Raw genomic sequence first — 25168 nt, forward strand, 5'->3', positions numbered from 1 at the left:
GAAACATAGTTTGTTTCTAAAAGCGTGCAAATCATGGATCGTCTTCAAGCAATGCGGGTGTTTGTCACGGTAGTCGACCTGGGGAGCCAGTCAGCCGCCGCTGATCAGTTGGACCTGTCGCGGCCAGTGGTTTCACGGTATCTGGCCGAGCTGGAGGATTGGGTGGGCGCGCGCCTGATGCATCGCACCACGCGCAAGCTCAGCCTTACCGCCGCAGGTAGCGAAATGCTGCCCCGTTGTCGGCAAATGCTCGAGTTGTGCAACGACATGCAGTCGGCCGTCAGTGAGCCGGACGAATCGCCGCGTGGCCAACTGCGGCTAAGTGTCAGCAGCTCATTCGGCCAGGCGCAGTTGGCGGATGCCGTGGCCGAGTTCGTCAAACGCTACCCGTTGGTCAGTATTGATATGCAGATGCTCGACCGTACGGTGAACCTGGTCGATGAGCGTATTGACCTGGCCATCCGCACCAGTTTTGAGCTGGACCCTAATCTGATCGCGCGTAAGCTGACGCTCTGCCGTTCGGTGATTTGCGCGTCCCCGGCGTACCTGCTCGAGCATGCGCATCCGCAGCACGTGCACGACTTGGCCGAGCACAACTGCCTCACGCACTCCTACTTCGGCAAAAGTCTATGGCACTTCACCGAAAAGGGTGAGCCGGTGTCGGTGGCGGTGCAGGGCAATATCAGCGCTAACGAGGCGACGACGCTGTTAAGGGTGACGCTGGCGGGCGCTGGGGTGGCGCGGCTGCCTAGCTATCAGGCGGGGGATTACATCCGCAGCGGCGAATTGATCCGTTTGCTGCCCGAGGCCGAGCCGCAACAGATGAATGTCTACGCGGTGTTTGCCTCACGTAAACACATGCCGTCGGCGCTGCGCAGCCTGCTGGACTTCCTGGTGTTGCGGTTCCCGGAGGAGCCGGTTTGGGATATCGGTCTCTGAGCCCGACATAAAGATGTTGAATGGCGCCCCATAATGGCAACTCGCCCTGACTGACCTATGCTTTAAACAGCACCGAGTCGTTTTATTCAGAGGTGTGCCATGACTCTAAAAATCAGAAAGTACCTGATGATTTTCATCCTGTGCGCCTTGGCGACCGCGCTGTACGGCACAGCCGCCTACCGGGTTGAACAGACGCGCATGCAGCCGACCTTTGCGGTCAGCTGTCATCAGGACCTGTGCGTTCCGCGCACCGGCAGTTTCAGCGCGCTCCGATAGGCAGCATGAGCGTTCTCACGCTCCACGTGGGAACGCAGCCCGAGACGCTCCGCGTGCCTAATCGGCCTTCAGTTGCTCGCGAAACGCCTTGGGTGAAAACCCGACCCGCCGGCGAAAGAGCCGTGAGAAGTTGGTCGGGTCGGAAAACCCCAGCACCTGCGACATCTCATTGATGGTCATGCTGGTGTAGGTCAGCAGGCGCTTGGCTTCCAGTAGCTGGCGGTCATGCATGATCTGCAGCGCAGGCTGCCCGCCCAATTCCCGACACGTACCGTTCAGGTGTGAGACCGAGATGCCCAGCTTGTGCGCCAGGTCTTCGATCTTCGGGTGTTCGCGGTAGTGCTGTTCGACCAACTGAGTGAAGCGGCGGAAATATTCACGCCCACGCGGGGCTCGCGGGTGCAGACGTTGGATGGCGTGGCGGCTGATCCACACCAGCAATACGCTGACCAGGGCGTGCATCATCATGTCGCGCGCCGGTTGCTCATCGGCGTATTCGTCCTGCAGGCGCGCAAACAGGCTGTTGAGGTAGTCGCTGTCCTTGCCGGCCGGGTAATTGCCCAGCGCTTGCAAACCGTCCACCGTTGAGCCCACTTGCGCCTGCAAATGGCTGACCAGCGGCGCTGACAGCGTCACGATGAAACCTTCTACATCCTCGGCAAACCGAAACCCATGCACACACAACGGCGGCAGCACCTGCAAGGTCGCCTCGTTGAGCGTGGTGCGCTGGCCTTCGATCTCCAACTGCGCCTGGCCTTGGTGTACGTACAACAACTGGCACAGATCCGCGTGCCGGTGGGGCTGGATTTCCCACTGGTATTCCCGGCTGCGCCGAGAAATGGTTTCACAGTGCAACAAATCCGGCGTCGGCCATTGCTGGCTTTCCCCGTAAAGCTTGAAGACCGGAATTGCGGTGCTGGCAGTGTTGGTCATGGTTTCAATCCGATACTCAGGAGAGTGGTGCGGTAATCGCCCCGATTGGCAAAAAGCACAGGCTTTGTCTCAGTTTTCACCTTCTTATGAGGGGCGCTCAAGTGAAAAATGATCAGTAACAAGATCAATGACAACTCTTTCACCTGATCCGTTCGGGTGTCGCTTGCGAGCCATAAAAATAATGAAAACGCTGAAAACCCAAGTCGCCATTATTGGTGCCGGTCCTTCAGGATTGCTGCTCGGCCAACTGCTGCATAATGCGGGTATTGAGACCCTGATTGTAGAGCGCCAGAACGGCGCTTACGTGCAAGGCCGCATCCGTGCCGGGGTGCTGGAGCAAGGCATGGTCGACCTGTTGCGCGAGGCGGGCGTCAGTCGGCGCATGGATGCCGAAGGCTTGGTGCATGACGGCTTTGAGCTGGCGCTCAATGGCCAGCTCAGTCATATCGATCTCAAAGCGCTGACCGGCGGTCAGTCGGTGATGATCTATGGGCAGACCGAAGTCACCCGCGACCTGATGCAAGCGCGCGAAGCGGCCGGCGCTATCACCCTGTATGACGCGCACAACGTGCAACCCCATGACCTCAAAAGTGATCGACCCTGGCTGACCTTCGAGCATCAGGGCGAGGCCTTTCGCCTGGAGTGCGACTACATCGCCGGTTGCGATGGTTTCCACGGCGTGGCACGCCAGTCGATTCCGGCTGAATCGTTAAAAGTCTTCGAGCGCGTTTATCCCTTTGGCTGGCTGGGCATCCTCGCCGACACACCACCGGTGCATGCCGAACTGGTCTACGCCAAGCACGCGCGTGGTTTTGCCCTGTGCAGCATGCGTTCGCCAACGCGCAGTCGGTATTACTTGCAAGTGCCGGCTGAGGAGCCGCTGGATGAATGGTCGGATGCGCGTTTCTGGGACGAACTGAAGACCCGTCTGCCCAGCCAGTTGGCGGCGCAACTGGTGACCGGCCCGTCGATCGAAAAAAGCATCGCGCCGCTGCGCAGCTTCGTGGTGGAACCGATGCAATATGGACGCCTGTTCCTGCTGGGGGATGCCGCACACATCGTGCCGCCCACCGGAGCAAAAGGTCTGAACCTGGCAGCCAGCGATGTGAGCACGCTGTTTCGCATCCTGCTCAAGGTATACCGCGAGGGGCGCGTGGACTTGCTGGAAAAGTACTCGGCGATCTGCCTGCGCCGAGTGTGGAAGGCCGAACGGTTTTCCTGGTGGATGACCTCGATGCTGCACCCGTTTCCCGATGCGGATGGCTTCAGCCAGCGCATTGCCGAGAGTGAACTGGAATATTTCATCCACTCGGAGGCAGGTCGCAGAACCATCGCAGAAAATTACGTTGGACTTCCTTACGAAGCTATCGAGTAGCCTGCTCTCGTATCGAGCATTTTGAACGTGCTGCCGTGATCAACCTGAATCAGCCTACCCAACTCGTTCGCGCCGTACGCAGTGTGTTGGCCGCCGAGGGCTGGCGCTGACATTGCGGCAGTTGCTGAGGGTAAGTGCGGCGGTGTGCTGTTGGGGCTGGCCGCAGTAACAGCGATGCCTATTCGAGCGCTGCGTGGGCGTGAAGACGACGCTAAGTAATTGACACCATGATGATCAGGCTGAGGGAGCAGGCAAGCCAACTCCCACGGTGACGCGCAGTTCACGTCTGGTCAGGGGCTGTAGTCCCCGACCGCCACGATGAAATGCCCAGCCTTGTGCAAGTACGCGTGTTTGTTCTCGACCTTATCGGTCACCGGATTTTTCCAGCGATATTTGTACTCGCCCTGATCCTGATCGGCCATCAGCGTAAGAATAGGCTCGCCTACTGGCTTGCCGTCCGGGTCCTTGACCTTGCTAAAGTCGGTGTTGACCAACCGAGGCGTGGTGCCATGGGCTACATAGCGCCCGGTATTCAGGTCCACCACAAACACATACAGGTCATCCTGCACAAACCCACCCCGCAATGTATTGATCGCGTTGAGTGTGCCCGCCTCATCCTTGAGCAGCGCCTCAACCGCTTTGTCGAGTAAACCTCGCGCATGCTCCGGTGTGGCTCGCGGCAGGTAGTAACCCACCGCCAGGATGCGTTCGCCGACCCGCTGATAGAACACATGCTTGTGCTCAACCTTGCCGTCGTTCCAATTCTGCCAACGGTAATCAGCCTGCTGGATCCCCTGGCCTTCGGCCACCTTGAGCGCGGCCTTGAATGACTTACGTAGATCAGGCCCAAGCAACTCGGACACATCGCGACCGATCAAGATGGAGGAGGGGCCGCCACTGGCCAGTAGCGTGCCCTTGGTATCAACCACAAACACATAGCGGTCGTGGTCGATAAACTCACCCTGGCGACTGAAGGCGGCGAATGCTTTTTCACCGTTGCTGTGGTAGTAGGTCAAAGCCTTTTCCAGCAGGGCCTTGGCGGCATGGGCGTCCTCATCCTGAGTGGCCGCGTGCACCTGGCTGAAACACAACAGCAGCAGCCACGTGAGTCGGAGCAGTCCTTTCATTACCCGTCCCTCATTGTTATTGATGTGACCACAGCGTAGACGGCTTCGGCTTAGGGCGCCGCCAGCCATTGATTGACGATACCGTTGTACACCCCAGTGGCGACGCTCAGGTGCAACCATTGGTCGACATAGCTTTTCCAGGCGACATCATCGCGAGGCAGCAGGAAGGCTTTTTCGCTGTATTGCATCTGCCGCTCAGGGTTGACCGCGCACAGCCCAGGCTTGAGCTTTTGCTGGAAGCGCGCCTCGCTGGCGTCAGTAATCATCACGTCGGCCTTGCCCGCCAGCAGTTCGTCGAAGATCGTCACGTTGTCGTGCAGGCGGATCTGCGCCTGTCCCAGGTGGGCGCGGGCGAACACTTCGTTGGTGCCGCCCGCCGGCTCGATCACGCGCACCTGCGGCTGGTTGATCTGCTCGACCGTCTGGTAGCGCTGCACATCGGCGCAGCGCACCAGCGGGATCTTGCCGTCGACACCCAAGGTTTGGCTGAAGAAGGCTTTTTTCTGGCGCTCCAACGAGACCGAAATGCCCCCCACGGCGATGTCGCACTGTTGGGCGAGGAAGTCCGGCATCAGGGTTTTCCAGGTGGTCGGCACCCAGGTGATTTTTGCGTTCAGGCTCTTGGCGAGCGACTCGGCCATGGCAATGTCGATGCCTTCGTAACGGCCATCGGCGCGCAGTGACGTGTAGGGTTTGTAGTCGCCGGTGGTGCAGACGGTGAGCGTGCCGCGCTGCAGCACTTCATCCAGGCGCGAGGGTGGGGTGTCGGCCAGTGCGGTGGTTGCCATACTCGCCAATACACACAGGGCTAAGGGAGCTTTCATGCAGTCGAGTCCTTGGGGCAAGATCGGGGCGGTTATTATTTCCAGCTGGACGACAAGGTAGCAAGGGCCGCGCAATGTTTAGCCAACCTGCACCCAAACTCCATCAACCCTGAATTTAACCGCCTATCCAGGCGTGTGACGCTGCCGGGTATCGATCTCACTGTGAATCCTGCATGGACGCTTGCGCCGACACTCACCCCGCGACACCGCCTGGCGCTTTGGTGCCCAGCTGTCCGACGATTGTCGAAGCGCTCCCCTCCGAGCTGGCCTTCTGGGCCCTGTTCCACTGCCGACACGCGCGCCCACCGGATACTTCTCTCCTACGTTGATCTGCCCCATGGATGACGCGCACCTGTGCGCATCTGCCCGGCGGCGCCTGCGCGCCTGCCTGACGCAAACGTATGAGACTTGCCATGAGTGTTTTTGCCTGCCTGCACGAAGCCCGATCTTTCCTTGAGCAAAACCCGGACATCGAGCTGTTTGAACTGTTTATTCTCGACAACAACGGCGTGCCACGCGGCAAGTTGCTGCATCGCGATGAACTGCTGGCGGTGTACGAAAGCGGGCGGCCTTTGCCCAGCACCATTCTCGGCCTGACGATTAAAGGTGATGATGTGGAAAACTCCGGGCTGGTGTGGGAAGTCGGTGATATCGACTGCCGCGCCTACCCAATCAGCGGCAGTTTGCAGCGCATGCCGTGGCGCCTGATCCCGACGGCGGCGGTGCAAGTCAGCATGCACCCCACCGAAGGCCTGCCCGCCACCGTGGCCGACCCTCGGCAGTTGCTCGCCAAGGTCATCGACGGGCTGAAGGCCGATGGTTATTACCCGGTGATGGCGGCGGAGCTGGAGTTTTACCTGCTTGACCAGAAGCCCGACAGCAACGGCCGCCCGCAACCGGCGCGGGACGTGGACGGCAATCGCCCGCGTTCGACCCAAGTCTATGGCTTGCGCGAGCTGGAGCAGATCGAGCCGTTTCTCGCCGACCTCTATAGCGCTTGCAAACTGCAAGGCATCCCGGCGCGCACCGCGATTTCCGAATACGCCCCGGGCCAGGTGGAAATCACCCTGCAACATCGCGCCGACGCGCTGCAAGCGATGGACGAAGCGGTGCGTTACAAGCGCCTGGTCAAGGGCGTGGCGCACAAGCATGGAATGGCGGCGTGTTTCATGGCCAAGCCGTTCGATGACCTGGCGGGCACCGGCATGCACATGCACATCAGCCTGGCCGATGCCGACGGCAATAACCTGTTCGCCAGCGAGGCTGCCGACGGCACGCCGCTCTTGCGTCAGGCGGTGGCCGGCATGCTCAGTACCTTGCTCGATTCGTTGCTGCTGTTTTGCCCCAACGCCAACTCCTACCGGCGTTTCCAGACCAACAGTTACGCGCCGCTGGCTGCCACGTGGGGCGTGGACAACCGTACCGTGAGCCTGCGCGTACCTGGTGGACCGGCGAATTCTCGGCACATTGAACACCGTATTTGCGGCGCCGACGCCAACCCTTACCTGGCCGCTGCGGCGATCCTGGCGGGGATTCATCGAGGCATCCGCGAACAGCGCGATCCTGGTGCTCCGGTGGAAGGCAACGGTTACGCGCAGGCCAAGGAGTTGCTGCCTACCGACTGGCTTACCACCTTGCGCGCACTTGAAGGTTCAAGCTGGGCGCGGGATGCGTTTGGCAGTGAGTTCCTCAGTGTGTACCTGGCGGTGAAACGTGCTGAGTATCGCCAGTTCATGGGGGAGGTTGGTGAGCAGGATTGGCGGTGGTATCTGCATCAGGCTTGAGCCACAGCGGGCTTGCTCGCGAATGCGGTGGTTCAGTTACAAATAAACTGACTGACACACCGCCATCGGGAGCAAACCCCCTCCCACAGTTTTAACCGAGTACATGTCGGGCTCTTTCAAAAGGGACCCGCTGTACAGAGTGGAGCCCCTCTCAGCCATCACCGAAATAACCGATATGGCCCCATCCCACCTGCAACGCCGCCCCGCACTCACATACCCAGCGCGTGCGATTTCAACGCAATCACGGCTTCGACCTTTTTTTCACGTTGCAGTGGTTAAGCTCTGAATCAAGGTCGTTCACTACCGTTCCCTACACATGAGTCCGTGATGTCGTCACCCACTCCATCCTCTATCGAGACTGAATTCGCCGAGCGCTGTGACCGTGAGCATGCCAGGGTCTGCGGCGACACGCGCCCACCTGCGCTGCTCAAGCGTTTGGCTGCCTGGCGCGATGAGCGGTTAGTGCGCCATGCATTGAAAGTCGCCGGTGAACCGGGGCTGATTCTTGACCTGGCCTGTGGCTCCGGCCGGTTCTGGCCGGTGTTGGCCGAACACATCAACCGGGTGATCCTGGCCTCGGACAACTCTCAGGCCATGCTCGACCATGCGTGCACTCATCACCCGGCGGCGTTGCTCAAGCGTGTCAAGACGTTCCAGGGCTCGGCGTTTTCCATCGGCTTGTCAGCAAACGCAGTGGATTGCATTTTTTGCCTGGAATTGTTTCGCCATGTACCGAGTAGCGAAGGGCGTTTGGCGTTGCTGAGTGAGTTTCATCGGGTCAGCCGCGACACGGTGATTGTCTCGGTGAATGCGCAGACGCCCGTTGAAGGCGAATTCCGTCAGGCGGGTTTCAAGGTCTTGAACTACCAAGAATTCCTGCCGGGCTCCAAGCTCTGGCGGGTTTACGTTCTGCGTAAGAGAGGCTGACTCCCGCCTGTCGGACTATTCTTCATCTCTGTAGGAGTTTTCATGATGGTGTGTGCACTACGGATGCTCGCAAGGGGCTTTCGCGATATATACTGCGCGCCATTCTTCAAGGGAGAGCCGTGTGGCCATCGATATTCACTGGATCTGCGACAACGATAGCCTCGGCCAGCACTGCGCCGAATGGCAGCAGTTGCCATTCGTCGCCCTCGACACCGAATTCATGCGGGTCGATACCTTTTATCCCATTGCCGGGCTGATCCAGATCGGCGATGGCCTGCGTGCTTACCTGATCGACCCCCTGACCATCGACAACTGGCAACCCTTGGCTGCCTTGCTGGAGAACCCAGCGGTGATCAAGGTGGTGCACGCCTGCAGTGAAGACCTGGAAGTGTTGCTGCGCCTGACGGGCAGCCTGCCGGTGCCGTTGTTCGACACCCAATTGGCGGCGGCTTATTTGAACCTCGGTTTCTCCATGGGCTACTCGCGCCTGGTGCAAGCCGTGTTGGATATCGAGCTGCCCAAGGGTGAGACCCGCTCGGACTGGCTGCAGCGGCCATTGTCCGAGACCCAAGTGAGCTACGCGGCCGAAGACGCGGTGCACTTGGCCGAGGTTTACATTCGCCTGCGCCCGCGGCTGTCAGACGACAAACACGCCTGGGTGCTGGAAGACGGCGCCGAGTTAGTGGCCAACTTGCGTCGCGAGGTCGACCCGTACGAGGTGTATCGCGACGCCAAGCTGGCGTGGAAGCTGTCCCGCGCCCAGCTCGCCGTGCTGCGTGAATTGTGCGCCTGGCGCGAGCATCAAGCCCGTGCCCGTGACTTGCCACGTAACCGCATTATTCGCGAACACGCGTTGTGGCCCCTGGCCAAGTCCCAGCCGGATAACCTCGCCGCTCTGGGTAAAATCGAAGACATGCACCCGCGCACCGTGCGTCAGGATGGGCAGTTTCTGCTGGACTTGATCAAACGTGCCGGCAGCGTACCGATGGACCAATGGCCACCTGCCGTGGCTGAGCCGCTGCCGGTGGACGCCGCCACGCTGATCAAGCAACTGCGCGCCCTGGGCCAGGCCGAAGCCGAACGCCTGGACATGGCGCCGGAACTGATGCTGCGCAAGAAAACCCTTGAAGCCCTGGTTAAAAGTGGCTACCCCGATGGGCCCTATAAATTGCCAGACTCGCTGCGTGGCTGGCGCCGCGAGTTGATGGGCCAAGCGCTGCTTGACAGCCTGGCCACTGCCGGAGAACAGCCTTGAAACGTATTTGCTCCATCTATCGCAGCTTGAAAAAAGACGGAATGTACCTCTACGTGCTGAAAAGCGATGCGTTGGAGCGTGTGCCGGAACCGTTGATGGAAGCCTTCGGCAAGGCGCATCTGGCCTTCGAGATGATACTGACCCCGGAGCGCAAGCTCTCCCGCGAGGACATCACCGTGGTCCTTGAGAACCTCGATAAGCAGGGCTACCACCTGCAAATGCCGCCCGCCGAGGATGAGTACATCGAACACTTGCCCGAAGAGCTGCTGCGACGCAACGACCCAATGTGATCGGTCAGTGCCCTGTGCAGGGCACATTCTTCAATGCAAACGTATAAGTGGGTGGTGGCCGTAAGGATGCGGGCGGCTGTCTGCAGTGTTTTTGAAAGGTTTGAACCATGCGTGTTCTGATTGCTGAACAGGATTACCCGCTCTACGCCCAATTACTCAGTGACGCGGCACCGGACGTCGAGGTGCTGACCAGCGGCGACTCGGCCGAACTGTCGCGCCTGGCCGCCGATTGCCCGGTATGGCTGGGCCAGCCGGACCTGCTGGGCACGTTGTTGCGCCAGGGGCACCAACCGCAATGGCTGCAATCGACTTGGGCCGGTGTCACACCGCTGCTGGCCGAGGGCTTGCCCCGCGATTATCGCCTGACCCGTGCGGTCGGCATTTTTGGCCAAGTCATGGCCGAATTTGTGCTCACCTACATGCTCGGTCACGAGCGCGAAGTGCTCGCGCGCCTGGTCAGCCAAGTCGAACGCAAATGGGATAACCGCATGGGCCAGAGCCTGGCGGGGCGTAAGGCGCTGATCGTCGGCACCGGCGATATCGGCCAGAGTGTTGCCGAGTTCCTGCTGCCGTTTGGCGTCACGTTGTACGGCATCGCCAGCACTGCGCGTGAGCAGGCGCCGTTTATCGAAGTGGCCGGGCTGGACCAATTGGGCCGTCTGGTGGGCGAGGTGGATTACGTCATCAACCTGCTGCCCAACACGCCAAACACCCATGACCTGTACAACGCGGCGTTGTTCAAGCAATTCAAACCGACCGGGTTGTTTATCAATGTCGGGCGCGGCGTGGCTGTGGTCGATGCCGATTTGGTCTGGGCCTTGAAAGAAGGGCACCTGGCCGGTGCGGTGATCGATGTGTGCCGCCAGGAACCGCTGCCGCAACGCCATCCGTTCTGGACCGCCTGGGGGCTACTGTTGACCGGGCACAGCTCTGCGCCGACCTCGCCGAGCATGATGGTGGAGTTGTTTGTGCATAACCTGCGGGCTTATCAGGCCAAGGAAGCATTGCGCGGCGAAGTGGATTTCGAGCGCGGTTATTAATGTGGGGCTTGCCCGCGATGACGGTGTATCAGCCTGCCATGCAGTGACTGGCCCACAGCTATCGCGGGCAAGCCCGCTCCCACAGGGATTTCAGTAAGGGTTACAGGCTGAAGTCACCTTCCGACACCAGCTCGCTCAGCGGCTTGCGCGGGCTTGGCGCCTCACGCCCTTGCAGGTACTCCGGCAAGCTCGACTTGTCGCCCAGCTTGCCCACGGCCACCGCCGCGTGCAGTGCATAACCGGCTGGAATCTTCAGCTCTTTGCGGGTCAGTTCCTGATCGAAACCGGCCATGCCGTGAGTATGCCAGCCGCTGAGACTGGCCTGCAGTGCCAGGTGGCCCCAGGCCGAGCCGGTGTCGAAGGTGTGCCACAGCGCCGGGGTTTCTTCAGTGGCGCCGGGGGCGGTGAAGTCGGTTTTCGAGGCGATGATCACCAACGCCGAGGCGTGTTGCGCCCAACCGCGGTTGAACTCATTCAGCAAGCCCAGGAAACGTTCCCAGTCCGGCGTGTCCCGGCGCGCGTAGAGAAACCGCCACGGCTGCGAGTTGTAGGCCGATGGTGCCCAGCGTGCGGCTTCGAAGAAACTCAGCAGGGTGTCCTGCGGGATGCTTTCGCCGGTGAAGGCGCGGGGCGACCAGCGCTCGGTGAACTGAGTGTGAATCGGGTAATCGGCAACGCGTGTCATGGGCAGTTCCTGATCGTCAATTTGGCGCTCAAAGCTACTGCGCGCCCACCAGACTGACAAGTGATGTTACACCGCCAGTCGCAAGCGCTTGGCCCCAACGGCCTTGGGCACTAGACTGACGGCCTTTTCACCTACCGATACTGATGCAGAGCCATGGCCGCCAAAGTCGAACCTTTCTGGATACGCAAAACCCTTGAACACCTCGACCAGGAGGAATGGGAGTCGTTGTGCGACGGCTGCGGCCTGTGCTGCTTGCAGAAGCTCGAGGATGAGGACGACAACAGCGTCTATTACACACGTATTGCCTGCAAACTGCTCGACCTGAAAACCTGCCAGTGCACCGACTACCCCAACCGCCGCGCGTCGGTGCCTGACTGCATCCAGCTCACGCCGGGCCAGGCCGACCAGTTCAAATGGCTGCCGCCCACCTGCGGCTACCGCCTGGTCAGCGAACGCAAGGACTTGCCGCTGTGGCATCACCTGGTCTGTGGCGACCGCGATGCTGTGCATCACGAACGCATTTCCCAGTCCGGCCGCATGCTCGCCGAAGGCAGCGTGCCCGAAGATGACTGGGAGGATCACCTGATCTTCCGCGCGGGCTGAAATAGGAGTGTGTATGACGGTGGCAACCAAGCTGGCAGCCTCTTTCGTGCTGCTGGCGCTGAGCCTGCCTGCGTGGTGCGCGAAGAAAGTCGACCTCGACTATCACGTCAAGCTACTGCCCCAAAGTGATCAGGCCGAGGTGCGTGTGATCCTGTCCCATGGCTCGGCGGTGCGCAGCCTGAATTTCGACCTGGGCCGTGATGGTGACTACAGCGACTTCAAGGCCGATGGCCAGTGGAAGATCAACGGTAACCGTGGCCTGTGGCAGCCCAGTGCTGACAAGGCCAGCCTGAGCTACCGCGTACGGCTAACCCACGCACGTAAACCCGGAATGTATGACGCGCGGATGACGCCAAGTTGGGCAGTGTTTCGCGGTGAGGACCTGGTGCCAGCGGCGCGGCTCGACCAGCAGGACGGCGTAGAACTGGTCTCGCGCCTGATATTCGAACTGCCGGCAGGCTGGAAAAGCATCGAAACCGCCTGGCCACGTATCGGCAAGAATAAATTCCGTATCGACAACGTGTCCCGCCTGTTCGACCGACCCACCGGCTGGATGCTCGCCGGCACGCTGGGCAGCCGCCGCGTGCGCCTGGGCGAAACCGACGTTACCGTGGCCTCGCCCAAGGGCCAGGCTATGCGGCGCATGGATGTGCTTACCGTGCTGACGTTCGTCTGGCCGCAGGTGGCGGCGGCGTTCCCTCGTCACCCGGCCAAGCTGCTAGTGGTGGGGGCCAGTGACCCGATGCGCCGTGGCGCGTTCTCGGCGCGTGACTCGATCTACCTCAATAGCCGCACTCCGTTGGTCAGCGAAAACGGCAGCAGCCCGTTGATTCGCGAAGTGGTGCAGGCCATCGGCCGCTTCAATGACCATGATACGAGTGACTGGATCAGCGAAGGGCTTGGCGAGTATTACGCCGTCGAGTTGCTACGACGTGCGGGTGGCATCACCGATGAACGGTATGCGGCAATCCAGGCGCGATTGAGCAAGGAGGGCAAAGAGGTAACCACGCTGCGTGGCGATCACGTCAACGGGGCGACAGTGGCTCGGGCGGTGGTGGTGCTGCAGGAGCTGGATCGCGAAATTCGCGTGAAGACTCACAACAAGCGTTCGTTGGATGACCTCGCGCAGGCGGTCATGCGCGCGAACAGCATCACCACTGCGGAGTTTGTGCAGTTGGCCGAGAGTGTGATCGGCGAGTCGTCGGTGGTGCTGGAGAGTAAATTACTGCGCTGATCCCGAGCCATAAATGGCTCGACATGTGGGAGGGGGCTTGCTCGCGAAAGCGCAGTATCAGTCACTGCAATTGTTGACTGACCCACCGCTATCGGGGGAAAGCCCCCTCCCGCCTTTAGATCTGCGTAGAACTGGAGATCGGAGTTAGCCCCTCGTTTTAGTGGCCTTCTCAGCCGCCACTTCAGCCTTGGTTTTGAGGCTTTTCAGCTCTTCGCCAGCGCGTTCGATCTTCGTGCGCACACTGTTCATTTCCTGGCGGCCCTGCTCCAGCTTGTCTTTGAGCGAGCTGTGCCCGGTCACACCACGTACCAGCGCCACACCACCAATCGCCACCTGGATCAGCCCGAAGATCCCGCCACGACGCAGGCCTTTGCCGACCATCATCACGCCGCCGGCCACCGAGCCGATGCGCTCCCAGCCGTGCACGTTTTGCGTGGGCTGGGTTTCAAAGGGTGTGTGTTCGATGATAGGTCGCAGGATTTTGCTGTCGCTCATGATCTGTCTCCAACAAGGGCAAGTGATAAGTAGCTGACTGTTTGCGGGTGCTGGATGTTCCCGAAAAATCAGTACTTGGGGCCCGAACGGGTGTTGTTGCCCTTGGCCATTCGGTCGTAAAGCACAACGTTGACGGTGGCGGCGAGGTTCATGCAGCCGGTGGTCGGTATGTACACCACGTCCTCACACCAGTCGCGAATCTCTTTATCCAGCGAGCCGTCTTCGGGGCCAAAGATATACAGCGCGCGGTCCGGGTGAGTGTATTCGGGCAGCGGGCGGGCGCCCTCGACCAGTTCCACGGCGACCGGGATGCAGCCCAGCGGCAGGATCTTTTTCAGGTCATCAATGCCGATCAGCGGAATGTCGTGATGGACTTTCTTGGTGTCGGTGATGAAATCCCGGGCGCGCTCGTAACGCACGCCGGTGTAAAACACCGAGGCCACGCCGTAGCAGCCGGCGGCACGCATCACCGAGCCAACGTTTTCGGGGGATTTGGGGTTATACAGACCGATGCAACTGTAGCGTTTATTGCCCACGAGGAAGGGTGCCTTGGAGAAAAGCTGCGATTATACGAGGATTGGTCGGGCTGCGGTCGGTATCAAGAGGTGTGATGCAATCTTGTCGCGAGGGAACAAGCGCCCTCGCTACAAAAAGCCCCGCAAGCCAGGCTTCAGTCGTCCTTCTTCATCAACCCCGCCAACGCCGCAAACGGGTTGTGCGTCGCCTTGGCAATCGTCGGGCTGCTGGTGGAGCCTTCGCCGAAGTACTGCTGGTCGGTGTAGCGCGAGTGTTCGTTGTCGTGGCAGTACAGGCACAGCAACTCCCAGTTGGAGCCGTCCTGAGGGTTGTCATCATGGTTGTGGTTGCGATGGTGTACGGTCAGTTCGCTCAAGCGTTTTCCGGCGAACTCACGGGCGCAACGGCCACACACGTGCGGGTACATTTTCAAGGCTTTGTCGCGGTAGCCCATTTCCAGGTCGCGCTGGGCATCGGCGAGGATGCGGTCCAGCTTGGCGGTGTGGGAGGGCGGGTTGGTCGAGCTCATCATGGCTCCTGGCTATTTGGTGGGTCACGGATAACATAGATTCTAGCCGCTCGCGCTGTAAAACACCGCTGGCTTTTTCAGCAACGCTACAGCCTGGCAGCGGCAATCGTTTGTAGTATCGGCTCACGCCATTCACCGGGATCTGAAATTTATGCGTCTGCACACATGGACCGTTGCACTCCTGCTCTGCGCCTTGACGGCTCAAGCCCATGCGTTCTCCACGCCCAAACCCGGCCAGGTGATCGAGGTGTCCCTTGAACAACTGCACCCGACTCAGGCCGTGGTGGGGTTCGACCAGATTGACTACAGCCTGGGGCTGTTCGCCGACAAGCCCGCCAAGGTGTTCGACGAGTACTGTGAAACCAACGGGCAGGGCGCCGCCGACAACGTACCCAAAAAGGCCGACTTGCACCAACCGGCGAGCTTCACCTGCAAGGACCCGGTGGGCACTCACCCCGAGGACATGAAAACCGTGGTGGTCGGCCCCGCAGGCCAGCTGTACCTGACCGACGGTCACCACAGCTTCACCACCTTGTGGGAAGTGCCCGGCGGTGGCCCTCAGTTGAAAATGTGGGTCAAGGTGACCGACGATTTCAGCAACAGCCCTGACCTGGCCACGTTCTGGCAACGCATGGAGGCTGCCCGCAAAGTCTGGCTCAAGGACAACCAGGGCCACACCCTGCCACCTGCACAGTTGCCGGCGCACTTGGGCTTTAAGAGCTTGCAGGACGACACTTTCCGCAGCCTGGTGTATTTCACGCGCAAGGCCGCCTACGGCAAGCCGGACGATGGCGCGATCGCACCGGAATTCCTGGAGTTTTACTGGGGCAACTGGCTGCGCACGCAAATTGATTTGAGCGCTTTCAACCTGAACAAGAAGGGCGGCTACAAGGACGCAATTGAAGCCGTGGCCAAGCGCATGGTCAGCCTGGCACCGGGCTCACAGGTCGGTGACAGCGGTTTTACCGCCCATCAATTGGGCGGCATGACCACGCTTGACCAACGTGAGCTGGAAAAGACCTTCGACAAAAAAGTGCCGTACTTGATTGATTACCGCAAAGCCCGTAACTGACGGGGACCCAAAATGTGAGAGCTGGCTTGCCTGCAATGCTGTCACCTCGGTGTATACGGCGTACCGAGTTGAAGCCATCGCAGGCAAGCCAGCTCCCACAGGGGAGTCGCGGCTCAGCCCTTGAGCTTTTCGGCAATCCAGATGGTATGCCGGGTGCCCTTGTTGCCATGGGCAAACACCTGCACTTCTTCGGCCTTGAAACCGGCTTTGCGCAGTTTGTCGCTGAACAGTTTGTCGGCACTGGCTGACCACACCGCCAGCACGCCTTTGGGGCGCAGGGCCTTGGCGCAGGCGGCCAGGCCACCGGCTGAGTAGAGCCAGCTATTGGCTTTTTGCGTGAGGCCTTCGGGGCCGTTGTCGACGTCGAGCATGATTGCGTCAAAACCCTGAGGCTCGGCCTGCAGCACCTTGGCCACGTCTTCCATGCGAATCACCGTGCGCGGGTCGAGCAACGGGCGACCGGACTTTTCCCCCAGCGGGCCACGGTTCCACTCCACCACGCCGGGCACCAGTTCGGCGACCACCACTTCGGCGGTCTTGCCCAAATGCTTGAGCGCCGAGGCCAGGGTAAAGCCCATGCCCAACCCGCCGATCAGCACTCGCGAACCCGGGCGCCCGGCGACTTTGCGGCAGGGAATCTCCGCCAGCGCGTCTTCGGAGCCGTGCATGCGCGTGTTCATCAACTGGCCGCCGTCACCGCCCTGGATCTTGATGACAAAATCCTCACCATATTCGAACAGGCACAAGGCACCGCCGTTATCGGGGATTGGAGTGGTGTCCAGCAGAACGAAACGTTTCATGGAAATCTCATTGGGAAGGGCATTCTTACGCGGTTGGGAGTAGCCTTACGATATTCCGGTCAGGCCATGGAGCCATCGATGAAGTGCAGCATTCTAACGGTCATTGTGCTTGGCGCGCTCACATTGGGTGCAGCGCAAGCCCAGGAGTTGCAAACCGTGCCGGTCGCACCCGCGCCAACCCCCGGTGCGCCGGGTACGCCGACGCCGACGTTGTACCCGCAAGTCACCCCGCCTGTGGCGCCCAAGGCCACCGCCAACGGCTCGCCCGCGTTGGTGCCGATCGTGTTGCCCACGCCACCCAAAGACCAGAGCGTGCCCGGCCTGCTGCAAAATGACAGCAAGCCGAAGACGCCTGGCGGTTAAACCTGTTGGGAGAGTAATTGCCCGTCGGCCATGCGCAGGCGTTTGGACAAGGCAATCGCAATTGCGCGGATGATCTTGGCTGCAACCCTGGGTGTTTCGTTGAGCATTTTTTCCAGGGAATCCTTGCCCAGGTTCAACAGCACGCAATCACTTGCCGCGATGCAACTGGCAGAACGCCGTTCGCCATCCAGCACCGCCATTTCGCCAAAGGCCCTGCCACTGCGCAGGGTGGCGATGGTCAGGCGCTGGCCTTCGTGGTTGGTTTTCTGCACGGCCACCTGGCCGCTATGGATGATGCACATGAAGGTGCCAGCGTCGCCCTCACGAAAAATCGCTTCGCCCTGGGCAATGCTGCTGATATTGAAGTAGCCGGCGGCGACGTGAAAATCTTCCGCCAGCAAGGGGTCGAACAGGCCGCAGTCCATGAGCATGTCGCGGATTTCATTGTTGAGCAGGGTGGGTTGCGGCATTTCTTATCTTGGTCCATCCATCAAGTAGGCGGTCTGTGTGTTCAGACAGGGCCGCCGTACGAAGTTCCTTAAATCAACCCCAGCGCCTTGAACACAAATGCATATTCGAGCGCTACGTCACGTAATCCTTGGTAACGGCCGCTCATCCCGCCGTGGCCGGCGCCCAATTCGGTCTTGAGCAACAGCAGGTTGTCGTCCGTCTTGGTATCACGCAGCTTGGCCACCCACTTGGCCGCTTCCCAGTACTGCACACGGCTGTCGTTGTAACCGGCAATCACCAGTGTGGCGGGGTAGGCCTGGGCGCTGACATTCTCATAGGGTGCGTAGGCCTTGATGCGCTCAAACACGTCAGGCGCTTCGGGGTTGCCCCACTCGTCATACTCGGTGATGGTCAGCGGCAGCTCCGGGTCGAGCATGGTGTTGAGTACATCGACGAACGGCACTTCGGCAATCGCCGCCTGGAACAAGTCCGGGCGTTGATTGAGCACCGCGCCGATCAACAGGCCGCCGGCACTGCCGCCGCTGATGGCCAGTTGCTTGGAGGTGGTCAGGCCCTCGGCGATCAAGTGCTCGGCGCAGGCGATGAAGTCGCTGAAGGTGTTTTGTTTGTGTTCCTGCTTGCCGTGGCGGTACCAGGCTTCACCCAGTTCGCCGCCGCCGCGTACATGCGCGATGGCAAACGCCACGCCGCGGTCCAACAGGCTCAGGCGTGCATGCGAGAACCACGGGTCGAGGCTTTGGCCGTAGGCGCCGTAGCCATACAGGTACAGAGGCACAGGCTTGCCGAGTTGGTCGCGTTTGACCACTAAACTGATCGGCACCTGAGTGCCATCGGCGGACGTGGCCCACAGCCGCTGGCTGACGTAATCGTCGGCATTGAACACACCAAGTACCGGGGTTTCCTTGAGCACCTCTTGTGCGCCGCTCGCCAATTCAAGCTGGCGCACCTGGGCCGGACGGTTCAGGGCTTCATAGCGCAGGCGGACCTTGTCGCTGGCAAATTCCAGGCTGTTTTGTACGTAAAGGCTGTAGGCGGCGTCGGGCAATTCCACGCGGTACGCCGGCACGTCTTGAGGGTGCACTTCGATCACCGGCAGGCCGCCGATGCGCAGGCTCAAGGTCATGGCGCCGGCGTTCAGGCTTACGCCGTCGAGCATCACTTCGTCGCTGTGCGGGATCAGGTTCTGCCATTGATCTTCCGTCGGCACGCTGCCGGTGTCGGCGGCGACGAACAGCGCGTAGTTGATGCCGTCGCGGTTGCTGCGGATAAACCAGGCCCACTCGCCATCGCGCATGCCGTGGTCGACATCGTATTCGTGGTCCTCGACCCGTGGCGCCAGGCAGGCGAAGTCCAGGTGTGGCAGGTCGGCGTCCAGCGCCCAGATTTCGCTGGTGGTCTTGCTGCCCAGGGCCAGCAGCAACTGGCGCTCGGAGCTGGAGCGGTAGCAATGCAGGAAGAAACGCCCGTCTGGCTCGTGGAACACTTCCTGCGCCGCCGTGCCATCCAGGCGATAGCGATAGAGCTTGTGCGGGCGATGGGTGTCGTCCAGTTCGCCGAAAAACAGGGTCAGGCTGTCATTGGCCCAGGTCATGCTGCCGTCGCAGTCTTCGAACTCCAGTTCGCTGACTTTGCCGTTGGCCAATTCCTTCACGTACAGGGTGTAAATCTCTTCACCGCTGGTATCGAGGCTGTAGGCCAGGCGCTGGTGGTCGGGGCTGATGCTGAACGCGCCCAGGGAGAAAAAACCACCGTTGGCGAGCTCGTTGGGGTCGAGCAGCAGTTCTTCACTGCTTGGGTCCACCTGGTTGCTGTCGTCCGCTGGGCGGCGGCAGCGGTAGTGGCGGGCGTATTCATCACCGGCGGTGGTGCGCGTGTAATACAGGTACGGCCCCCACGGCGAAGGCAGGGACAGGTCGGTTTCGAGCATGCGGCCCTTGATCTCTTCGAACAGGGTTTCACGCAGCGCTTGCTGATCGGCGAGCTGGGCTTCCTGCCAGGCATTTTCGGCTTTGAGGTAATCGAGGACTTCGGCCGTGTCACGCGCTTGCAGCCAGGCGTACGGGTCCTGGCCTTCGGCCTTACGGGCAATTGGGGCGGCAGTGATGTGGGTCGATGACGGCATGGATCACTCTCTGTCTGGCGGATGGTGGCAGGCATTGCAGCCGCGACACGCAAAAGCCGTTATCATAGCCGCCTGTTTGCCTACCTTGCCATGGACACCATGACCGAGAACGACTATCTGACCGCTTGGGGCCTTTACGCCTTCGCCGCTTTGGGCTGCCTGTTGGTGTGGTGGCGCATGACCTGCTGGATCTGGCGCTGGCTGCGCGAGCCGCTGCAACTGCTGATGGCGGTGTTGCTGCTCAGCCCGACCATCGTTGACCCGTGCAAGACCCAGTTCGCGCCGGCCGTGGCCATCACGGCCCTGGACTTGGTGCTGCATGTCGGCAATAACGCCTGGCGGGCCATCTCCGATCTGTTCATGTACACGATGATCACGTTTGGCGTGTATATCGTGTTTGCGTTGATCCGCTGGCCCATCGAGCGCGCCGCCAACGCCCGCCGTGAGCGTAAGGCCGCTACCGATGCCGCGTTGGCTGCCGAGCCTGTGGACGAAGATGACGAGCCGTTTCGTCGCCCGGCGCCCGTGAGTGGTATGCGGGTCGAACCGCGTCTTTAACGTTGTCCGCCCTGCAGCGAGAGCCCTGGCATGTGTGAATTATTGGGCATGAGTGCCAACGTCCCCACCGATATCGTATTCAGCTTTACCGGGCTGATGCAGCGGGGCGGGCGTACTGGCCCTCACCGCGATGGGTGGGGTATCGCCTTTTACGAGGGCCGTGGCCTGCGACTTTTCCAGGACCCGGCCGCCAGCTGTGAGTCGCAAGTTGCGCTGCTGGTGCAGCGTTATCCCATCAAAAGTGAAGTGGTGATTGGCCATATCCGCCAAGCCAACGTGGGCAAGGTGAGCCTGGCCAATACCCACCCCTTCGTACGGGAACTGTGGGGCCGCAACTGGTGCTTTGCGCACAACGGCCAACTCGCGGACTTCAACCCGCGCGCCACGTTCTACCGCCCGGTGGGTGATACCGACAGCGAAGCGGCGTTCTGCGACCTGCTCAACCGGGTGCGCGAAGCCTTCCCGGAGCCGGTGGACATCGAACAGGTGCTGCCGGATCTGATCGCTGCCTGTGCTGACTACCGCAGCAAAGGCGTATTCAACTGCCTGCTCAGCGACGGCGACTGGCTGTTTTGCTACTGCACGACCAAACTGGCGCAGATTACCCGGCGCGCACCGTTCGGCCCGGCGCGCTTGAAAGATGTCGACGTGATCGTGGATTTTCAGGCCGAAACCACGCCAAATGACGTGGTCACGGTGATCGCCACCGAGCCGTTGACCGACAATGAAAACTGGACCCGCTACGAACCGGGTCAATGGAGCCTGTGGCGACGCGGTGAATGCGTCAGCCAGGGCATTACCGAGTAAGGATATCGACCATGCTGCTCAGTTATCTGCGGTTGGTGCTGTTTGCCATTGGCTTGTTGGTCGGCGTGCAAGTGCCGGGGTTTATCAATGACTATGCCAAGCGCGTCGAGGCCCACCTGATCGAGGCCCAGACCGGCCTTAGCGGGTTTGAAACCACTGCGCGGCAGTTCTTCAAGGGTGACTTGCAGGCATTGGTGGCGCATTACCGCGCCAGTAATGACCCGGTGTTCCAGAGCGACGCCAACAGCCTGGGCACTATGCTCGATCGCCAAGTGGCGTTGGACAAGCAATTCCAGGCCATGCAAGGCCCGTGGTACATCCGCGCCCTGCAAGTGGCGGTGGCCGCCGACCCGGCGATTCGCCTGGAAACCTGGAACGGCTACAGCTACCAGATCCTGTTGACGCCGGAGGCCATGGGCTGGGGCTTGGGCGGGGCGATGCTGTTGTCGTTCGGCATTGAATGCCTGTTCCGGTTGATCGACTGGGTGGTGTTGGGCGGCAAGCGCCTGCGCCAGAGTCGGCCGATTGAAGAGCGAGACCTTAAAGGTCTCTAAAAACCAGCTCGGTCAAAGTGGGAGCAGGCAAGCCAGCTCCCACAGTTTTAATCCGATTTGGCCAGTAGCATGTGCTCTTCGCCGACTTCCTCGGCATACCTGGCCACCACCTTCTGGCACAGCCCGACAATCTCCTCCACCAGCTCCACGCCCACACGCCACGACACCACTACCTGTAAATTCGGCAGTTTTTGCGCCATCGGCAGCATCACCAATTCCCCGCGTGCCAATTCTTCGCTGACCAACACCGGCGGCAGCGCGCCAATACCGAAACCATCGCGCAACAGGCGGGTAATCGCCGACACCGAATTCACGCAGTTCATGCGTGGCGCGGCCACGCCGTTGGCTTGCATCAGGCTCAGCACGTCCTGGTGCGGATGCGAGTTTTTCGAGTAGGTGATGATGCGCTCCTGGGCCAGTTCGGCGAGGGAGGCGTAGTCGCGGTTGTAGAGGGAGTGGCTGGCGACGATCCAGGCCATCGGGTGGCTGGCCAGTTCCAGGCTGCGTACGGTTTCCAAACGCAGCAGGTCGGTTTGCAGGATTAAATCGAGGAAGCCTTTTTGCAGCTGATCACTGAGGTTCAATGCGGTATCGGCGACTAACTCGATTTCTACCAGCGGAAAATGGTCCATCAGTTCGGCCACCAATGGGCTGAGCCAGGTGTGAATCACCGTGTCCATCGCGCCGATTCGGATGCGCCCGACCTTGCTGCTGGTGGTTTCCAGGGACTGCTTCAACCCCTGCATGGTCACCATCATCTGCTCGGCGTAGTCGAGCACCTTCAAGCCGTCCGGTGTCAGGCTCACGCCGCGCGAATCGCGCAGAAACAGCTTCACGCCCAACTCGCTTTCGAGCACGGCAATGCGGCTGGAGATCGAGGCCTGGGTGGTGAACAGCTTCTCGGCGGTCAGGCGAAAGCTCTTGAGCTTGGCCACCCAGACGAAGGTTTCGAGGAACTTCAAATTCATGGGATCAACTTTTCTTATGCATGGATCGGTTTTTATTAGTTGGACGCCGCACCGGGCAAACGCCAAAAATCGAGCTATTCCACGATAAGCGTCGTTGGGGTGTGAGGACAAGTTGCCAGTTCTGCGTGAAAAATCCCACACTACAAAAAATACAAAGCCTAGAGGAGCACCCACCGTGAGCCGTCTGCTACTGAATTGCGACATCGGCGAAAGCTTCGGCAACTGGACCATGGGTCTGGACGCCGAGGTCATGCCGTTCATTGATTGTGCCAACGTGGCGTGCGGCTTCCATGCCGGCGACCCGAGCATCATGCGCAAGACCGTCAGCCTGGCGCTCAAGCACGGCGTGCAAGTAGGTGCGCACCCTGCGTACCAGGACCTGCAAGGGTTCGGCCGCCGCTCCATGGCCTACACTGCGCAGGAAATCCAGGACCTGTTGCACTACCAGATCGGCGCCCTCGACGGCATCTGCCGCGCGCAAGGCGCGCGGGTCAGCTACGTCAAACCCCATGGCGCGATGTACAACGACATGATGGCCAACCCCCCGCAATTGCGCGCAGTGATCCAGGCCGTAGCCGCCTATGGCGACCTGCCGCTGATGCTGCTGGCCACTCGCGACAACAGCGCGGCCCAGGCTTTGGCTGACGAGTACGGGGTAACGCTGTGGTTCGAAGCCTTCGCCGACCGTGCCTACGACCACAAAGGGCACTTGGTCTCGCGCCAACTGCCCGGCGCCGTCCACCATGATTCGCAGACCATCGTGCAGCAGGCGCTGACCATTTCCCGCAGCGAAGCCCTGACAGCCAGCGATGGCAGCACCTTGGTCTTGCAGGCCAACACCCTGTGTGTGCATGGCGATAACGCCAGCTCGGTGGCTGCCGTGAAACGTATCCGCGAGGCGTTGAAACCAGCATGAAGCCACGCATTGAAGTGGTGGCGATCGACTGCCTGATGGTGCGTCTGTTTGATGCAATTGCCGAAGCCAACATGCCGTGGATGCTCGCCGCCACTGAACGCCTGCGCGAAGGGTTTGGCGCGGCATTGGTGGATCTGGTGCCGTCCTACACCACGCTGATGGTGCATTACAATCTCAGCGCCTTGAGCCCGGCCCAGGCGCGGGAGTTGATCGACCTGGCGCTGACCGACCTGCAACCCCAGGCCCAAGGCAGCGGCCAGTGTCACGTGTTGCCGGTGTGGTACGACCTGAGTGTTGGCCCGGAACTGACCTTGCTCAGCCAGCGCAGCGGCCTTGCGGTAGACGATGTGATCCGCCGCCACAGCGCCCACGAATACCAAGTGTTCGCCCTCGGCTTTGCGCCCGGTTTTGCTTTTATGGGGCTGGTGGACGAAAGCCTCGCCACGCCACGCCTGAATACCCCACGCAAACGCGTGGCGGCTGGCAGCGTCGGCATCGCCGAACGGCAAACCGCCGCGTACCCGGTGGTTTCCCCGGGCGGCTGGAACTTGATCGGCCGCACCCCGGCCAAACTGTTCGACCGCGAGCGCGACGGCTACAGCCTGATGCAACCCGGCGACACGGTGCGTTTCGAGGCGGTCGGCCACGCCGAATTTATCCACCTGGGTGGCGATGACACGCCGTTGGAGGCGCACACATGAGCCGCTTGTTGATCGAGGCCAGCACGCCGCTGTGCCTGTTGCAGGACGCTGGTCGCTTTGGCGTGCGCCACCTGGGCGTGACCCAGGGCGGCGCGCTGGATTGGGTGTCGATGTCCTGGGCCAACTGGCTGCTGGGCAATGCGCTGGATGCGCCGGTGGTGGAAATCACCTTGGGCGGGTTCACCGTGCAGGCTGAGGGTTATTGCCTGCTGGCATTGGCCGGGGCGGATTTGGGCGCGTACATCGACGAACGCGCGATCAGCCCGGGGCGCAGTTTTATCCTGCAAAAGGGCCAGCGCCTGCGCTTCACCCAGCCGTTCAGTGGCGCGCGGGCTTACCTGGCGCCGCCGGGTGGGTTTGATGCGCCGGATGTGCTCGGCAGTTGCGCCACGGTGGTTCGTGAAGAATTGGGCGGGGTGGACGGTTTCGGCAAGGCGTTGGCCGAAGGCGGGCGCTTGGCCTATTCCGGCACGGGCGGTGCGATGAAGGTATTGAGTGTGCCTGGTTTGCCCGCCAAGGCGCCGCTGGAGGTGATAGTCGGCGCGCAGATCGGGCAGTTCAGCGGGCAGAGTGTGTTTGATGCGTTCAACACTGAATGGGCCTTGGACAGTCGGGCGGATCGCATGGGCATGCGTTTGCTCGGTACGCCGTTGCAGTATCAGGGGCCGTCGTTGATCTCTGAAGGCATTCCGCTGGGGGCCATCCAGGTGCCGCCGGATGGGCAGCCGATAGTGTTGCTTAATGACCGGCAGACCATCGGTGGCTACCCGCGTTTGGGCGCGTTGACGCCGTTGGCGCTGGCGCGGCTGGCGCAGTGTTTGCCGGGGGAGAAGGTCAAGTTGGCGCCAGTGGTGCAGGAGACGGCGCATCGGCAGCACAGCGACTTTTTGCAGCGCTTCACCGAAGGCTGAAAAGCGCCGCAATCCAAAATGTGGGAGTGGGCTTGTTCGCGAAGGCAGGGTGTCAGTCAGCACATCTTTAACTGATCCACCGCATTCGCGAGC

Annotated in this window: 29 protein-coding genes; 18 read left to right on the forward strand and 11 right to left on the reverse strand. The window is 60.9% G+C overall.

What is annotated here, in order from left to right:
• Positions 1–33 precede the first annotated feature (33 nt).
• Positions 34–939, forward strand: coding sequence for a LysR family transcriptional regulator (locus E0F99_RS07690; protein WP_083359603.1), 906 nt, complete (start codon positions 34–36; stop codon positions 937–939).
• A 99-nt stretch (positions 940–1038) separates the two neighbouring features.
• Entirely contained in the window at positions 1039–1215 is a 177-nt protein-coding gene (locus E0F99_RS29980) for a hypothetical protein (RefSeq protein ID WP_165447608.1), read from the forward strand.
• Between the two features lie 57 nt (positions 1216–1272).
• On the opposite strand, the gene E0F99_RS07695 is transcribed toward E0F99_RS29980, so the two are convergent.
• Complete coding sequence (locus E0F99_RS07695; protein WP_083359602.1) at positions 1273–2148, reverse strand: helix-turn-helix domain-containing protein; 876 nt, start codon at positions 2146–2148, stop codon at positions 1273–1275.
• A gap of 190 nt (positions 2149–2338) precedes the next feature.
• On the opposite strand from E0F99_RS07695, the gene pobA reads away from it, so the two are divergent.
• Positions 2339–3523 carry a 4-hydroxybenzoate 3-monooxygenase gene (gene pobA, locus E0F99_RS07700; RefSeq protein WP_173667157.1) on the forward strand — a complete coding sequence of 395 codons (1185 nt, stop codon included), beginning with the start codon at positions 2339–2341 and terminating at the stop codon, positions 3521–3523.
• Between the two features lie 290 nt (positions 3524–3813).
• Here pobA and E0F99_RS07705 read toward each other — a convergent pair whose 3' ends face one another.
• The gene (locus tag E0F99_RS07705; protein WP_083359600.1) at positions 3814–4650 is read right to left on the reverse strand and encodes a cache domain-containing protein; all 837 of its coding nucleotides are present in this window, start codon (positions 4648–4650) and stop codon (positions 3814–3816) included.
• Between the two features lie 50 nt (positions 4651–4700).
• Entirely contained in the window at positions 4701–5474 is a 774-nt protein-coding gene (locus tag E0F99_RS07710) for a transporter substrate-binding domain-containing protein (RefSeq protein ID WP_083359599.1), read from the reverse strand.
• 413 nt (positions 5475–5887) lie between these two features.
• Between E0F99_RS07710 and E0F99_RS07715 the strand changes: the two genes are divergently transcribed.
• The 5 genes from E0F99_RS07715 to E0F99_RS07735 all read left to right on the forward strand — a co-directional run bounded on the left by E0F99_RS07715 (position 5888) and on the right by E0F99_RS07735 (position 10770).
• Positions 5888–7258 carry a glutamine synthetase family protein gene (locus E0F99_RS07715; protein WP_083359598.1) on the forward strand — a complete coding sequence of 457 codons (1371 nt, stop codon included), beginning with the start codon at positions 5888–5890 and terminating at the stop codon, positions 7256–7258.
• Between the two features lie 327 nt (positions 7259–7585).
• A complete protein-coding gene (locus tag E0F99_RS07720) occupies positions 7586–8185 on the forward strand; it encodes a class I SAM-dependent methyltransferase (protein WP_083359597.1) in 600 nt (199 codons plus the stop codon).
• 121 nt (positions 8186–8306) lie between these two features.
• A complete protein-coding gene (rnd, locus tag E0F99_RS07725; protein ID WP_083359596.1) occupies positions 8307–9440 on the forward strand; it encodes a ribonuclease D in 1134 nt (377 codons plus the stop codon).
• Positions 9437–9730: a YcgL domain-containing protein gene (locus E0F99_RS07730; protein ID WP_083359595.1), complete on the forward strand. Its 294-nt coding sequence runs from the start codon at positions 9437–9439 to the stop codon at positions 9728–9730. The genes rnd and E0F99_RS07730 overlap by 4 nt, the downstream gene beginning before the upstream one ends.
• Positions 9731–9837: 107 nt before the next feature.
• Positions 9838–10770 carry a D-2-hydroxyacid dehydrogenase gene (locus E0F99_RS07735; protein ID WP_083359594.1) on the forward strand — a complete coding sequence of 311 codons (933 nt, stop codon included), beginning with the start codon at positions 9838–9840 and terminating at the stop codon, positions 10768–10770.
• A 100-nt stretch (positions 10771–10870) separates the two neighbouring features.
• Here E0F99_RS07735 and E0F99_RS07740 read toward each other — a convergent pair whose 3' ends face one another.
• Positions 10871–11455, reverse strand: a complete 585-nt coding sequence (locus tag E0F99_RS07740; RefSeq protein WP_083359593.1) for a nitroreductase family protein — start codon at positions 11453–11455, stop codon at positions 10871–10873.
• Between the two features lie 153 nt (positions 11456–11608).
• On the opposite strand from E0F99_RS07740, the gene E0F99_RS07745 reads away from it, so the two are divergent.
• Together E0F99_RS07745 and E0F99_RS07750 are read left to right on the forward strand one after the other, a co-directional pair.
• Positions 11609–12058 carry a YcgN family cysteine cluster protein gene (locus E0F99_RS07745; RefSeq protein WP_053255005.1) on the forward strand — a complete coding sequence of 150 codons (450 nt, stop codon included), beginning with the start codon at positions 11609–11611 and terminating at the stop codon, positions 12056–12058.
• Between the two features lie 13 nt (positions 12059–12071).
• A complete protein-coding gene (locus tag E0F99_RS07750) occupies positions 12072–13292 on the forward strand; it encodes a hypothetical protein (RefSeq protein ID WP_083359592.1) in 1221 nt (406 codons plus the stop codon).
• 144 nt (positions 13293–13436) lie between these two features.
• Here the strand turns inward: E0F99_RS07750 and E0F99_RS07755 are convergent, their stop codons facing one another.
• From E0F99_RS07755 to E0F99_RS07765, 3 genes are all read right to left on the reverse strand, one after another.
• Positions 13437–13787 carry a YgaP family membrane protein gene (locus tag E0F99_RS07755; protein ID WP_083359591.1) on the reverse strand — a complete coding sequence of 117 codons (351 nt, stop codon included), beginning with the start codon at positions 13785–13787 and terminating at the stop codon, positions 13437–13439.
• Positions 13788–13855: 68 nt separating this feature from the next.
• The gene (locus tag E0F99_RS07760; RefSeq protein WP_017526685.1) at positions 13856–14323 is read right to left on the reverse strand and encodes an RNA methyltransferase; all 468 of its coding nucleotides are present in this window, start codon (positions 14321–14323) and stop codon (positions 13856–13858) included.
• A 134-nt stretch (positions 14324–14457) separates the two neighbouring features.
• Positions 14458–14832, reverse strand: coding sequence for a YajD family HNH nuclease (locus tag E0F99_RS07765; protein WP_083359590.1), 375 nt, complete (start codon positions 14830–14832; stop codon positions 14458–14460).
• Positions 14833–14983: 151 nt separating this feature from the next.
• On the opposite strand from E0F99_RS07765, the gene E0F99_RS07770 reads away from it, so the two are divergent.
• A complete protein-coding gene (locus E0F99_RS07770) occupies positions 14984–15904 on the forward strand; it encodes a ParB/Srx family N-terminal domain-containing protein (protein ID WP_083359589.1) in 921 nt (306 codons plus the stop codon).
• A 113-nt stretch (positions 15905–16017) separates the two neighbouring features.
• Here E0F99_RS07770 and E0F99_RS07775 read toward each other — a convergent pair whose 3' ends face one another.
• Positions 16018–16704 carry a spermidine synthase gene (locus E0F99_RS07775; protein ID WP_058411058.1) on the reverse strand — a complete coding sequence of 229 codons (687 nt, stop codon included), beginning with the start codon at positions 16702–16704 and terminating at the stop codon, positions 16018–16020.
• 78 nt (positions 16705–16782) lie between these two features.
• Here E0F99_RS07775 and E0F99_RS07780 point away from each other — a divergent pair, with 78 nt between their 5' ends.
• Entirely contained in the window at positions 16783–17067 is a 285-nt protein-coding gene (locus tag E0F99_RS07780) for a hypothetical protein (RefSeq protein WP_083359588.1), read from the forward strand.
• Here E0F99_RS07780 and E0F99_RS07785 read toward each other — a convergent pair.
• Together E0F99_RS07785 and E0F99_RS07790 are read right to left on the reverse strand one after the other, a co-directional pair.
• Positions 17064–17537: a cyclic nucleotide-binding domain-containing protein gene (locus E0F99_RS07785; RefSeq protein WP_083359587.1), complete on the reverse strand. Its 474-nt coding sequence runs from the start codon at positions 17535–17537 to the stop codon at positions 17064–17066. The genes E0F99_RS07780 and E0F99_RS07785 overlap by 4 nt on opposite strands.
• 68 nt (positions 17538–17605) lie before the next feature.
• Complete coding sequence (locus tag E0F99_RS07790) at positions 17606–19660, reverse strand: S9 family peptidase (RefSeq protein WP_083359586.1); 2055 nt, start codon at positions 19658–19660, stop codon at positions 17606–17608.
• A 21-nt stretch (positions 19661–19681) separates the two neighbouring features.
• Here E0F99_RS07790 and E0F99_RS07795 point away from each other — a divergent pair, with 21 nt between their 5' ends.
• From E0F99_RS07795 to E0F99_RS07805, 3 genes are read left to right on the forward strand one after another with little or no spacing between them, the layout of a single operon-like run.
• Positions 19682–20218, forward strand: a complete 537-nt coding sequence (locus E0F99_RS07795) for an MFS transporter (RefSeq protein ID WP_130908740.1) — start codon at positions 19682–19684, stop codon at positions 20216–20218.
• Between the two features lie 30 nt (positions 20219–20248).
• A complete protein-coding gene (locus E0F99_RS07800; RefSeq protein ID WP_083359584.1) occupies positions 20249–21025 on the forward strand; it encodes a class II glutamine amidotransferase in 777 nt (258 codons plus the stop codon).
• Positions 21026–21036: 11 nt separating this feature from the next.
• Positions 21037–21579, forward strand: coding sequence for a DUF2937 family protein (locus E0F99_RS07805; RefSeq protein WP_083359583.1), 543 nt, complete (start codon positions 21037–21039; stop codon positions 21577–21579).
• 47 nt (positions 21580–21626) lie between these two features.
• Here the strand turns inward: E0F99_RS07805 and E0F99_RS07810 are convergent, their stop codons facing one another.
• Positions 21627–22547, reverse strand: coding sequence for a LysR family transcriptional regulator (locus E0F99_RS07810; RefSeq protein ID WP_083359582.1), 921 nt, complete (start codon positions 22545–22547; stop codon positions 21627–21629).
• Between the two features lie 175 nt (positions 22548–22722).
• On the opposite strand from E0F99_RS07810, the gene E0F99_RS07815 reads away from it, so the two are divergent.
• The 3 genes from E0F99_RS07815 to E0F99_RS07825 are packed head-to-tail and all read left to right on the forward strand — an operon-like array spanning position 22723 to position 25075.
• On the forward strand, positions 22723–23463 hold the full coding sequence (locus E0F99_RS07815) for a 5-oxoprolinase subunit PxpA (RefSeq protein WP_083359581.1): 741 nt from the start codon (positions 22723–22725) through the stop codon (positions 23461–23463).
• Complete coding sequence (locus tag E0F99_RS07820; protein ID WP_083359580.1) at positions 23460–24164, forward strand: 5-oxoprolinase subunit B family protein; 705 nt, start codon at positions 23460–23462, stop codon at positions 24162–24164. The genes E0F99_RS07815 and E0F99_RS07820 overlap by 4 nt, the downstream gene beginning before the upstream one ends.
• Entirely contained in the window at positions 24161–25075 is a 915-nt protein-coding gene (locus E0F99_RS07825) for a 5-oxoprolinase subunit C family protein (RefSeq protein ID WP_083359579.1), read from the forward strand. The genes E0F99_RS07820 and E0F99_RS07825 overlap by 4 nt, the downstream gene beginning before the upstream one ends.
• The last annotated feature ends 93 nt before the right edge of the window (positions 25076–25168 follow it).

It is taken from the genome of Pseudomonas antarctica (assembly GCF_900624995.1).
In the GTDB taxonomy this organism is placed as follows: Bacteria; Pseudomonadota; Gammaproteobacteria; order Pseudomonadales; family Pseudomonadaceae; genus Aquipseudomonas; species Aquipseudomonas antarctica.

Excerpts from the sequence above, each read along its gene's own strand:
- E0F99_RS07690 (WP_083359603.1), top strand. The coding sequence starts at position 34 with ATGGATCGTCTTCAAGCAATGCGGGTGTTTGTCACGGTAGTCGACCTG.
- E0F99_RS29980 (WP_165447608.1), top strand. The coding sequence starts at position 1,039 with ATGACTCTAAAAATCAGAAAGTACCTGATGATTTTCATCCTGTGCGCC.
- E0F99_RS07695 (WP_083359602.1), bottom strand. The coding sequence starts at position 2,148 with ATGACCAACACTGCCAGCACCGCAATTCCGGTCTTCAAGCTTTACGGG.
- E0F99_RS07705 (WP_083359600.1), bottom strand. The coding sequence starts at position 4,650 with ATGAAAGGACTGCTCCGACTCACGTGGCTGCTGCTGTTGTGTTTCAGC.
- E0F99_RS07710 (WP_083359599.1), bottom strand. The coding sequence starts at position 5,474 with ATGAAAGCTCCCTTAGCCCTGTGTGTATTGGCGAGTATGGCAACCACC.
- E0F99_RS07715 (WP_083359598.1), top strand. The coding sequence starts at position 5,888 with ATGAGTGTTTTTGCCTGCCTGCACGAAGCCCGATCTTTCCTTGAGCAA.
- E0F99_RS07720 (WP_083359597.1), top strand. The coding sequence starts at position 7,586 with ATGTCGTCACCCACTCCATCCTCTATCGAGACTGAATTCGCCGAGCGC.
- E0F99_RS07735 (WP_083359594.1), top strand. The coding sequence starts at position 9,838 with ATGCGTGTTCTGATTGCTGAACAGGATTACCCGCTCTACGCCCAATTA.
- E0F99_RS07740 (WP_083359593.1), bottom strand. The coding sequence starts at position 11,455 with ATGACACGCGTTGCCGATTACCCGATTCACACTCAGTTCACCGAGCGC.
- E0F99_RS07745 (WP_053255005.1), top strand. The coding sequence starts at position 11,609 with ATGGCCGCCAAAGTCGAACCTTTCTGGATACGCAAAACCCTTGAACAC.
- E0F99_RS07750 (WP_083359592.1), top strand. The coding sequence starts at position 12,072 with ATGACGGTGGCAACCAAGCTGGCAGCCTCTTTCGTGCTGCTGGCGCTG.
- E0F99_RS07755 (WP_083359591.1), bottom strand. The coding sequence starts at position 13,787 with ATGAGCGACAGCAAAATCCTGCGACCTATCATCGAACACACACCCTTT.
- E0F99_RS07765 (WP_083359590.1), bottom strand. The coding sequence starts at position 14,832 with ATGAGCTCGACCAACCCGCCCTCCCACACCGCCAAGCTGGACCGCATC.
- E0F99_RS07770 (WP_083359589.1), top strand. The coding sequence starts at position 14,984 with ATGCGTCTGCACACATGGACCGTTGCACTCCTGCTCTGCGCCTTGACG.
- E0F99_RS07775 (WP_058411058.1), bottom strand. The coding sequence starts at position 16,704 with ATGAAACGTTTCGTTCTGCTGGACACCACTCCAATCCCCGATAACGGC.
- E0F99_RS07780 (WP_083359588.1), top strand. The coding sequence starts at position 16,783 with ATGAAGTGCAGCATTCTAACGGTCATTGTGCTTGGCGCGCTCACATTG.
- E0F99_RS07785 (WP_083359587.1), bottom strand. The coding sequence starts at position 17,537 with ATGCCGCAACCCACCCTGCTCAACAATGAAATCCGCGACATGCTCATG.
- E0F99_RS07790 (WP_083359586.1), bottom strand. The coding sequence starts at position 19,660 with ATGCCGTCATCGACCCACATCACTGCCGCCCCAATTGCCCGTAAGGCC.
- E0F99_RS07795 (WP_130908740.1), top strand. The coding sequence starts at position 19,682 with ATGGTGGCAGGCATTGCAGCCGCGACACGCAAAAGCCGTTATCATAGC.
- E0F99_RS07800 (WP_083359584.1), top strand. The coding sequence starts at position 20,249 with ATGTGTGAATTATTGGGCATGAGTGCCAACGTCCCCACCGATATCGTA.
- E0F99_RS07805 (WP_083359583.1), top strand. The coding sequence starts at position 21,037 with ATGCTGCTCAGTTATCTGCGGTTGGTGCTGTTTGCCATTGGCTTGTTG.
- E0F99_RS07810 (WP_083359582.1), bottom strand. The coding sequence starts at position 22,547 with ATGAATTTGAAGTTCCTCGAAACCTTCGTCTGGGTGGCCAAGCTCAAG.
- E0F99_RS07820 (WP_083359580.1), top strand. The coding sequence starts at position 23,460 with ATGAAGCCACGCATTGAAGTGGTGGCGATCGACTGCCTGATGGTGCGT.
- E0F99_RS07825 (WP_083359579.1), top strand. The coding sequence starts at position 24,161 with ATGAGCCGCTTGTTGATCGAGGCCAGCACGCCGCTGTGCCTGTTGCAG.